At 63.6% G+C, this 10,495-nt stretch carries 10 protein-coding genes; 7 read left to right on the top strand and 3 right to left on the bottom strand.

Annotation, left to right across the window (positions count from 1 at the left end; translation table 11 throughout):
- Together AC1DY5_RS27400 and AC1DY5_RS27405 are read right to left on the bottom strand one after the other, a co-directional pair.
- Positions 1-894 (bottom strand): Bug family tripartite tricarboxylate transporter substrate binding protein (locus AC1DY5_RS27400; protein WP_478116497.1); only part of this gene is annotated, 894 nt, incomplete at its 3' end.
- 128 nt (positions 895-1,022) lie between these two features.
- On the bottom strand, positions 1,023-2,255 hold the full coding sequence (locus AC1DY5_RS27405) for a LysR family transcriptional regulator (protein ID WP_478116499.1): 1,233 nt from the start codon (positions 2,253-2,255) through the stop codon (positions 1,023-1,025).
- Positions 2,256-2,813: 558 nt separating this feature from the next.
- Between AC1DY5_RS27405 and AC1DY5_RS27410 the strand changes: the two genes are divergently transcribed.
- Complete coding sequence (locus AC1DY5_RS27410; protein ID WP_478116501.1) at positions 2,814-2,963, top strand: hypothetical protein; 150 nt, start codon at positions 2,814-2,816, stop codon at positions 2,961-2,963.
- A 186-nt stretch (positions 2,964-3,149) separates the two neighbouring features.
- Here AC1DY5_RS27410 and AC1DY5_RS27415 read toward each other — a convergent pair whose 3' ends face one another.
- The gene (locus AC1DY5_RS27415) at positions 3,150-4,055 is read right to left on the bottom strand and encodes a LysR family transcriptional regulator (protein WP_478116503.1); all 906 of its coding nucleotides are present in this window, start codon (positions 4,053-4,055) and stop codon (positions 3,150-3,152) included.
- On the opposite strand from AC1DY5_RS27415, the gene AC1DY5_RS27420 reads away from it, so the two are divergent.
- The 6 genes from AC1DY5_RS27420 to AC1DY5_RS27445 form a co-directional block, all read left to right on the top strand.
- Positions 4,054-5,364, top strand: coding sequence for an alpha/beta hydrolase (locus AC1DY5_RS27420; protein ID WP_478116505.1), 1,311 nt, complete (start codon positions 4,054-4,056; stop codon positions 5,362-5,364). The genes AC1DY5_RS27415 and AC1DY5_RS27420 overlap by 2 nt on opposite strands.
- Before the next feature lie 92 nt (positions 5,365-5,456).
- Entirely contained in the window at positions 5,457-6,587 is a 1,131-nt protein-coding gene (locus tag AC1DY5_RS27425) for an MFS transporter (protein ID WP_478116514.1), read from the top strand.
- Positions 6,584-7,123 (top strand): cyclophilin-like fold protein, encoded by a 540-nt coding sequence (locus AC1DY5_RS27430; protein ID WP_478116506.1) that lies wholly within the window; start codon positions 6,584-6,586, stop codon positions 7,121-7,123. The genes AC1DY5_RS27425 and AC1DY5_RS27430 overlap by 4 nt, the downstream gene beginning before the upstream one ends.
- A 193-nt stretch (positions 7,124-7,316) precedes the next feature.
- The gene (locus tag AC1DY5_RS27435; RefSeq protein WP_478116508.1) at positions 7,317-8,228 is read left to right on the top strand and encodes a 2Fe-2S iron-sulfur cluster-binding protein; all 912 of its coding nucleotides are present in this window, start codon (positions 7,317-7,319) and stop codon (positions 8,226-8,228) included.
- Positions 8,215-9,207, top strand: a complete 993-nt coding sequence (locus tag AC1DY5_RS27440; protein WP_478116510.1) for an FAD binding domain-containing protein — start codon at positions 8,215-8,217, stop codon at positions 9,205-9,207. The genes AC1DY5_RS27435 and AC1DY5_RS27440 overlap by 14 nt, the downstream gene beginning before the upstream one ends.
- An 11-nt stretch (positions 9,208-9,218) precedes the next feature.
- Positions 9,219-10,495: xanthine dehydrogenase family protein molybdopterin-binding subunit (locus AC1DY5_RS27445; RefSeq protein ID WP_478116512.1), on the top strand; the 1,277-nt coding region annotated here is incomplete at its 3' end.

Below are 10,495 nucleotides of genomic sequence, written 5' to 3' on the forward strand. Positions count from 1 at the left end.
CTTCTTGACTTCCGGGTCCTGCAGCGCCTTGTTGAAGGCACCGTTGAGCTTGGCGACCACGTCCTTGGGCAAGCCATCGGGCCCCGCGATGCCGAACCAGGTCACGGCCTCGAATCCTTTGAAGCCCGACTCGGCCACGGTGGGCACCGCCGGCAGGTCAGCGGTGCGCTTGGCCGAGGTGACCGCAAGGATGCGCATCTTGCCGTTCTTGACGTAGCCGATCAGGGTCGGCACGGAGGACATGTACATCTGGATCTGGCCGCCAATCAGGTCGGTCGAGCCTTGCGCGGCGCCCTTGTAAGGAACGTGCGTGAACTTCACACCTGCAGTCTTCTGGAGCAGCTCCGTCGCGAGGTGTGCCACCGTGCCACTTCCGGAACTGGCGTAGTTCAGCGTTCCGGGCTTGGCCTTGGCCGCAGCCACCACGTCTGCGACGGTCTTGTAGGGCGAGTCTGCAGCCACCACCAGGGCCAGGGGCGCGCTGGCCACCGCGACGATCGGGGTCAGGTCCTTTTCCGGGTTGTAGGGCAGCTTGGGGTACAGCGTGGGATTGATCGCCAGGTTGCTGGTCTGACCCAGGACGAGCGTGTAGCCGTCAGGCGCCGACTTCGCCGCAGTATCCACGCCGAGGTTGCCACCAGAGCCCGGCTTGTTGTCGATGATGATCGACCAGCCATTGGAGACGGCGACCTTGTTGGCGACTTCACGCGCGATCAGGTCGGTGCCGCCACCAGCGGGAAACGGCACGATGAGCTTGATGGCCCGCGAGGGATAGGCAGCCTGCGCCGACGCCGGCGAATTCGCCAGGAGCATCGCTGCGGCGATGAGGCCGGTAGCGGCTGCGAAGCCAGTGAGATGGCGCGAAGCCGTGGCGGGGGAAGCGCGGTGTTGCATGTCTTGTCTCCAGTTCAGCCCGCTTCGCTTGATTGCGAGCGGTGCGTTCAGTGGAGGCAAGTATTCGCCACGCCGCCCATTCAGTCCAATCGATAGTTTTTTAAGATCGATAGATCTGACTTTGGGTATCAAGCCGCCGGTGCGACGGCGTATTTCGCCAGAAGGGCAATCAGGCGTTGCGCTGCAGGGGAGATGTAGCCGCTGTCCCGGTAGGTCACGACCATGCGGCGGCGCATGGTCGTGGCAGGGAGCTTCACTTCGCGCAACGCGGCGCCTGATCGCCCGGCCTGAAGGTGCAGGCGCGAGATGAAGCTCAGCAGGCCCGTCTCGCCAATCAGGCTGGGAAGCATCAGCAGCATCGTGCTTTCGACCTGCACGAGAGGCCGGGGGAGGCGGTTCCGATCAAAGGTTTGGTCAAGCCAGTCCCGGGTCGGCGCGCCGGGAGGCTGCAGCACCCACCGATGGCCTGTCAGGTCCTTCAAGCTGGGCTTTGATTTGTCGAAGATCGCATGCGATTCGGCAGCGGCAACCACGATCACGTCTTCGGCCAGGAATTGGGAAGCGAACCCGGCTTCTGCGGGAACCTCGGTGCCGACCATCAGGTCGATGTCGCCGGCGCGAAGGAGCGGCTTCAAGACGTCGACCAGCGCCACCGTGGTTCGCAAGGTGACGCCGGGTGCCTCGCGCATCAGGTCGCGGGCGGCGGGCGGCAAGAGAAACTGCGCGGCCGTTGGCACGATGCCGACCTTGATGTTCCCGGTCAGGCCGCGGCCGATGTCGCCGATCTCGCGGCGCGCGCTTTCGACGTCGAAACGCGTGCGCTGAGCCCACTTGAGGAGGGCCTTGCCGGCCGCGGTGAGTCGGATGCCACGTCCCGTCTTCTCGAATAGAGCAGCGCCGCATGCCTCCTCCAGGCGCCGCACGCAGCTCGTCAGCGCGGGCTGCGTGCGGTGCAGACGCTCGGCCGCGCGCCCCATGTGCTCGAGCTCGGCAAGGACCTCGAAATAGTGAAGATCGCGCAGATCCAGGATGGGGCTCCATGAAGTTGGGAGAGACTGCGTTGGAGACTGTAATCCAACCCGCGTGCGCCTTCGGTCAAGGGACGCGACGTGGCCGATCTCGAAGCTGCCGTCGGCGCCCCCCCTGCCGCGCATCCCGTCGCCATGGGGCGATCCGATGGATGCGTCGAGCAACGTGGGGCCGATTGCGACGATCATGGCCTTGACTTCGAGGTACTCGTCCAGGCCGAACACGCCCATCTCGCGGCCATTGCTCGACTTTGTAGCCGCCCCGTGGGCGCGGCCGGGGTGCTCGGGGCGCCCTTCAGGAGTTGCCAGGCCGGCGCGCAGCTTGCGGCACACGTTGCGAGCACGCCGAGGCCTTGCGTGAAGACATACCCGCCCAGGCTGTAGGACGTTCCGTTGGCGATGTCCAGCGCCCAGACTGGCCGCGCTCATGAAGTCGGACGCCGAGCGGTGGCTTAGGGTCGTGAAGGAGAACGGGGATCAAAAGCTCGGATTGACGCAGGGCTGCGGGCGTCATCGATGAATGTTTCGCAGGTAATGGAGCGTCGTCACAGGATCGGAGGAGTACAGTCGTCGGCACCACAACCAACGACGATCCTGGAGAGCGCGACATGGACCCACGAAAGCTTTAGTACTTGGCCACCGTGGTCGAGGAGGAGTGCCTGACCAGAGCCGCAATAGTGCATGGGTGTCTCGCAACCGGCGTTGTCGAAATCCATGGCCCTGGCTGGAGAGCGAACTGGGTATGACCTTGCTCGAGCGCGGTTCAGCGGGCATCACGCCCACTTCATCACGCAAGCTGGTTTATGCCTACGCACGCCAGATCCGCGACGGCATGCGAGTGGACGAGGCTCGGCTTCAAGGCTTCGAGCCCCCGACGCCGGCGCCATCACCATGGGCACGCTGCCCAGCCTGTCGAACACTTTGGAGCAGCGCCATCCCAACGTCCTGTTGCGGGTCGTGGTGGTGGGTTGGTCGCAACGTACCGTGCTGGAACAACTCGTTGCTTCGGGACGGCGTGGAGCCTCCCCGGGACTTGGTTGAACGTGGATCCATAGGCTTCACGAACTCCCTCATCGCCGAATGCCTGTTGCCGACCGCTTGAGCCTCCGTGACAAGGTCATGCGCGGCTTCGGTCAAGCTGGTCTGCTCCCGGTAGATCACGGGAATGTCGCGCTTCATTGCGGGCGCACGGCAAAGCCTGAACGGCGACTTGACCAAGATCACGGCCTACTGCTGTCGTGCACCGCTGAAGCGCAGCGCCTTGACGACCAGCGAGAAGGCCGGCGATGGTTGACGTTTGCTGGGGTAGTACAGGTGGTAGCCGGCGAACTTGGGACACCAGTCCTGCAAGACGCGCACAAGTTGCCCCGATTCGATGTGCGACATAAGCTCATCCTCCGGCAACAAGGAAATGCCCAGTCCGGCCAATGCCGCGTCCACCTGGGGCGGCGCAGTGTTGAAGATCAATGGGCCATCCACTCGGACGTTGACCTTGCGACCTCGTTTCTCGAAATCCCAGACGTAGAGGCCGCCCGATGTGGGCATGCGCTGGTTGATGCATTGATGACTCGTGAGGTCGCCTGGCGTCTTCGGAACGGGATGGGCCGCAAAGTAGTCGGGTGAGGCCACCACCGCCATGCGCAGCGGTGGACCGATGGGCACGGCGATCATGTCGTTGTCGATCGTATTTCCCATGCGAACACCGGCATCGAAGCGGTCAGCCACGATGTCGCGAAAACCGTAATTCATGTCGAACTCCAGCTTGATGTCCGGGTATTCGCGCAGCAGCGGCATGAGCTTGGGGAGAAGAACTGCGTGCAGCACATGGTCGCCGCAGGTGATGCGCACGGTGCCTGCAGGTTTGTCACGCAACTCGGTCAACGCATCGAGTTCGGCCTCGATTTCTTCGAAGCGATGGCCAATGGCTTTCATGAGTCGCTCACCGGCCGACGTCGGTGCGACGCTTCGCGTTGTCCTGGTGAGAAGGCGGATCTGCAACCCTTCCTCCAGCCCGCGAATCGCCTGGCTGAGTGCCGACTGGGTGACACCGAGCTTGCCGGCCGCCTTGGTGAAGCTGCCTTCACGCGCCACCGTCACAAAGGCCAGCAGGTCGTTGAGATTGCGTCGTGGCATGTCAGATTTCGCACTGGAATTGATTAGGCAGAGTAATAAATGTATTAAGCATTCATTATCTAGTCAAGATGCGGACCGCCGGGCAAACTTTGTCGAACGTGAAAAGCACCCATCAAGCAAGCAACGAGTGCCTCCCCGCCGCCGCACATTACCAAGGACATCAACCATGACAACGCTGACAGCCAGCACTTTCACCCCAGCCGCAAAGGAGGCCGACGATGCGTCCGATCGACGCGAGTTCTTGAGGATGGCGGGTACCGGCGTTGTTGCCATAGGCATGCTTTCGTCCACGGGCTCAGGATTCGCTGCGCCACCGCGAAAGAGCACGAGCCTGCCTGAGGGGGCCGACAACTTCTACACGAGCGACCAGGTCACCGTGCGCAAGGTCAGCTTCAAGAACCAGTACCAGATGGCCATCGCCGGGAACCTTTTCATCCCCAGCGCGTTGGACCGAAGCAAGCGCACTCCGGCGATCGTCGTGGGTCACCCCATGGGGGCCGTGAAGGAGCAAAGCGCGAATCTCTACGCAACGAAGATGGCGGAGCAAGGTTTCGTGACCATGTCCCTGGACCTCGCGTTCTGGGGCGGTAGCGACGGTCAGGCGCGCAATGCCGTCTCGCCCGACATGTACGCAGAGAGCTTCAGCGCTGCAGTCGACTACCTCGGCAGCCAGGCATTCGTCGACAAGCAGCAGATCGGCGCCATCGGCGTGTGCGGCAGCGGCAGCTTCGTCATCAGTGCGGCAAAGATCGATTCACGCATGAAGGCCATCGCCACGGTGAGCATGTACGACATGGGGGCGGCCAACCGCGATGCGCTCAACCACTCGCAGACTGTGGACCAGCGCAAGCAGATCATAGCTGCGGCCGCCGAGCAACGGCAGGCGGAGTTCAACGGCGGCGCCGTTCAGTACACCGGCGGCACGGTCCTCACGCTGGCGGCCGACACGCATCCTATCCAGCGCGAGTTCTTCGATTTCTACCGCACGCCGCGCGGCGAGTTCACGCCCAAGGGCGCATCGGCTCGGACCACCACCATGCCGACTTTGACGAGCAACGTCAAGTTCATGAACTTCTATCCGTTCAACGACATCGAGACCATCTCACCGCGGCCCATGCTGTTCATTACCGGTGACCAAGCGCATTCCAAAGAGTTCAGCGAAGACGCCTACAACCGCGCTGCAGAACCGAAGGAACTGCACATCGTTCCAGGCGCCGGCCATGTGGACCTGTACGACCGCGTAACGCTGATCCCATTCGACAAGCTAACGTCGTTCTTCAGTAAGCACCTCGTTGCTGCGAGCGCCTGATGACAGCGCAAGCCATCGGTGCGCCTGCCGGAAGCGCCGCCTTCGAACAACAAAGCGAAGCACAGCCCGCGCATTGGAGCGGTGTCTTCGCGATGACGTTGTGCGTCTTCGCGCTGATCGCCTCGGAGTTCATGCCCGTCAGCCTGCTGACGCCTATGGCGACCGACCTCAAGGTCACCGAAGGCATGGCCGGGCAAGGCATCGCCATCTCCGGCGCTTTCGCGGTGCTCACCAGCTTGTCGATCTCGGCGGTCGCCGCGAAGATGAATCGCAAGACGCTGCTGCTGTCGCTGACCGCGCTGATGTGCCTCTCCGGTGCCATCGTCGCGCTCGCACCCAACTACCTGACGTATATGGCGGGCCGGGCGCTGATCGGCGTCGTGGTCGGCGGCTTCTGGTCGATGTCGGCGGCCACTGCCATGCAACTCGTGCCGCCGTCCAAAGTGCCGCGTGCACTCGAGATTTTCAACAGCGGCAATGCACTGGCCACGGTCGTGGCGGCACCGCTGGGCAGCTACCTCGGCTCGATCATCGGCTGGCGCGGCGCCTTCTTCTGTCTGGTGCCGGTCGCCGTCATCGCGTTCGTCTGGCAGTGGTTGAGTCTGCCGACCATGAAGGTGCAGACACGTGCGCAAGGCTCGGGCAACGTGTTCAAGCTCTTCAGGAACCGGCTGGTCGTGCTCGGCATGCTGGCAGTGGGAGTCTTCTTCATGGGGCAGTTCGCGCTGTTCACTTACCTGCGCCCATTCCTCGAGACAGTGACCCAGGTCGATGTGTCGACGCTTTCGCTCGTGCTGCTGACGCTGGGTATCGCGGGTTTCGTCGGCACCACGGTCATCGGCCAGTTTCTGAGTATCGACTTCTACGGCACGCTGACGGTCATTCCGGTGCTGATGGCAGCCATCGCGGTGGCGCTCATCGCCTTGGGCGCTTCGGTGACCGTCACGACGATGCTGCTGGGTGTCTGGGGCCTGGTGGCCACGGCTGCCCCTGTGGGCTGGTGGCTGTGGATCGCGCGAACCCTCCCACAGGACGCCGAAGCCGGCGGAGGGCTCATGGTGGCGGTGGTGCAGCTTTCGATGGCACTGGGTTCCACGGTCGGTGGCCTGTTATTTGACAGCAGCGGCTACCGGAGCACCTTTGCTTTCAGCGCCGGCCTGTTGCTGGTCGGCGCGTTCCTGGTTTTCTTGACAGCACGCGCAGACTGCACGAAATCAACATGACCCAAGAACGCATTCCTTTTGCCCTGACGATCAACAGTCGCCTGCCGTGGYGCCTGCGTCTTGCGGGCTTGCTCACCGGCCTGCTCGCTCTCGGTGGCAGCCACGCCAACGAAAGGTCGGTTCAGGATTCGCTAGCTGTCCCGGTTGTGATTGCCGATGCCGGGGCGGCACCCAGCAAAGCCAAGGAGACAAGCATGTGGATGACCGTCGGCGAGCGTCGCTTCGCCGTGACCTTGGCCGACACGGAGGCCGCCCGTGCTTTCGCAGCGCGACTGCCGATGACGCTCGACATGACCGAACTCAACGGCAACGAGAAGAAGTTCGACCTGCCGAAAGACCTGCCTGCGAACGCCAGTCGACCGGGAACGATCCGCAATGGCGATCTCATGCTGTACGGCACGAACACAGTGGTCGTTTTTTATCTGACCTTCAATTCCCCGTATTCGTACACGCGCCTTGGGCAGGTGGACGACCCGAATGGCTTGGCTAAAGCGCTCGGGCAGGGCAGCGTCATGGTCGAATTCTCACGTCAATGAAGACCCAGCGTGGGACGTGGCTTCGCACAGCGAACAGAGCCTGCGGCTGCGGCACCGCGTCCGGGAATTCATTAGTAGTAGTAATAGAGGCATTAAGCATTCCTCACGTAGTCGGCGAGCAGCATGTTTGACAAAGTCAAGGGCGGCAAAGAACAACCAGAAGAAGCCGTAGACAGCATGGCTGCGCACGGTCATGAACGACTGGGCGAACACGCCCCGCGATGGGTTGGCGAACTGTTGCCGCATTCCATCTTCCACCAAAAGGACACAGTCCATGCCCCACGAAATCAGCAATGACCTTCCGGCCGAACTTAGTGCCGACGAAGCTGCCCTCCTGCGGGAGATGCCAGCACTCGGCGACGTAGGTCAAGCGCGACGCACTTTCATGATGCAGACCGGTGGCGGTGGCATCGGGCTGTTCGCCGCCAACTTGTTGGCGACGGAGTCGGCACTCGCGCAGATGGCCCCCGTGGCCGGCGCGGCCTCGGCGCCTGTCGTAGCGCAGAACGTCGTGAAGGTCACCTTCCAGGTAAATGGCGTGCCGCAGACACTGGAGATCGACTCACGCGTCGTGCTGCTCGATGCGCTTCGCGAGCGTCTTGCGTTGACAGGCTCCAAGAAGGGTTGCGACCAAGGCCAGTGCGGCGCATGCACCGTGCTGGTCGACGGCCAACGCGTTCTCTCCTGTTTGACTCTGGCCGCAACGCTTCAGGGCCGCGAGGTCACGACCATCGAGGGGCTGGCGAAGGGGGACCAACTGCATCCGATGCAGGCAGCCTTCATCAAGCATGACGGCTTCCAGTGCGGCTACTGCACGTCGGGCCAGATCTGCTCCGCCGTCGGCATGCTGAGCGAGGCCCAACGGGGCCAGGTCAGCCACGTCACCGAAAACGTCGGCAAGACCACGAGGCGCCTGACCGACGACGAGATCAAAGAGCGCATGAGCGGCAACATCTGTCGCTGCGGTGCCTACCCAGGCATCGTCGCCGCCATCCAGGAGGTCCACTCCGGCCGCCAGGCCGCCCAGACCTGGGGATTCGCCACAGAAACACAGCTGGCCTTGGCCACGGACGCCAGGAAGGAGGACGGCCATGCGACCGTTTGAATACGTGCGAGCGACGGATGCCGCTTCTGCGACTGCCGCCATGTCGGCGTTGCCGCAAGCCAAGTACCTCGCGGGGGGAAGCAATCTTCTCGACTTGATGAAGGAAGACGTCGAGCGTCCGACTCGCCTGGTCGACATCACCCGTCTGCCGCTACGGGAGATCCAGCGCACGCGCTCCGGCCTGTCCATCGGTGCACTGGCGACCAACACCGAAACGGCCAACCACCCGCTCGTCCGGGAGAACTACCCGCTGCTCACACAGGCGATCGTCGCAGGTGCCTCGGGGCAGTTGCGCAACATGGCGACCAACGGCGGCAACCTGCTGCAGCGCACGCGCTGCAACTACTTCTACGACACGTCCATGCCGTGCAACAAGCGCGAGGCCGGCAGCGGCTGCGGCGCGCGCGAGGGTCTCAACAGGATCGGCGCGATCATGGGCTGGAGCGAGGCCTGCGTGGCGACCTATCCCGGCGACATGGCCACCGCGCTATACGCACTCGATGCCAAGGTGCGCGTTCGCGCGCCGGACGGACGCGAGCGGCTGATCACCATCACCGACTTCCACCGGTTGCCGGGTGACACGCCTCAGCGCGACAGCAACCTGGAGCACGGTGAACTCATCGTCGCCATCGAGCTGCCTGTGCCCGCGGGCGACTTCGCGCGCCACTCGCACTACCTGAAGGTGCGCGACCGTGCCTCGTACGCCTTCGCGATGGTTTCCGTGGCCGCCGCGCTGGACATGGACGGCAGCAGGATTYGTCAGGCGCGCGTGGTGTTGGGCAGCGTCGCACACAAGCCCTGGCGCAGTGCCGAGGCCGAAGCGGTGCTTGTGGGCCAGYGTGCCGACGAGGCGACGTTCAAGCGCGCGGCCGAAGCCGCGCTGCGCGATGCGCGCCCGTTGGCGCACAACGCCTACAAGGTGGAATTGGGTCGACGCTCTGTCGCGCGTGCACTGATGCGCGCTGCGCGCCTGGCGTGAAAGGGAATCACATGGCACGCTATCTAGGCAAAGAAACGACCCGCGTCGACGGGCTCGCCAAAGTCACTGGGAAGGCGAAGTACACCGCCGAGTTCCAGATACCGAATGTCAGCTACGGCTTCATCGTGCTGAGCACGGTGGCCAAGGGCCGCATCACGGCCATCGACACGCGCGAAGCCGAGCAGGCGGGCGGCGTGATCCGAGTCTTCACGCACCTGAACGCGGGCAAGCTCGGCCCGGCACCGGCGGCCGACGCACAACCGGCGTGGTCGTGGCCGCTGCAATCGGACCGGGTGTTCTTCAACGGGCAACCGATCGCGCTGGTCGTTGCTGAGAGCTACGAACAGGCCCGACATGCGTCGCGGCTGGTCAAGGTCGTCTACCAGGCCGAGCCGCACCAGACCGACTTCGCCACGGTGATGGACCGCGCGCAGCCCGATCCGGCCACGGGCAAGCCGCGTGGTAATCCGACCGGTGCGATGCAAGCCGCGGCGATCAAGGTCGAGGGGGAGTACCGCATTCCGATCAACCACCACAACCCGATCGAGCCGCATGCGGCCATCGCGTTCTGGCAAGGCGATCAGCTCACGATCTTCKACAAGACCCAGCAGGTTTTCGGTGTGCAATCGCATCTGGCGGAAAGCCTGGGCGTGCCCGCCGAGAACATCCGCGTGGTGTCCCCGTTCGTGGGCGGCGCCTTCGGTGCGTCGCTCAAGCCCAACTACTATCCGTCGTTGACGGCGATGGCGGCGCGTGAACTCCAGCGCCCGGTCAAGGTGGTCTACACGCGCGCCCAGATGTTTACCGGGCACGGCTACCGGCCCTACACCATCCAGAAGATCGCGCTGGGTGCCGACCGCAGCGGCAGGCTGTCGTCCATGATCCACGAGGCGTTCCACAACACCTCGTCGTTCGAGGCGTTCTCGGATGCAACCACAAGCTTCACGAGGCAGGTCTATGCTTGCCCGAACCTGCATGCGCCTTTGAATGTCGCCGCGACAGACCTCGCCACGCCCACGTGGATGCGCGCACCGGGCGCGGTGAGCGGCATGTTCGCGCTGGAATGCGCTATGGACGAGCTGTCCTACGCGCTGAGGATCGATCCAATGGAACTGCGCCTTGTGAACTACGCAGAGACAGACCCGGAAAGCGGCAAGCCCTTCTCCAGCAAGGCATTGCGCGAGTGCTATCGCCTCGGTGCCGAGAAGTTCGGCTGGAAGAACCGCAAGGCAGAACCGCGTTCGATGCGCGACGGGCGTTTGCTGGTGGGCTGGGGCATGGCGTCTAG

This window comes from Variovorax sp. P4_D9, assembly GCF_056401695.1.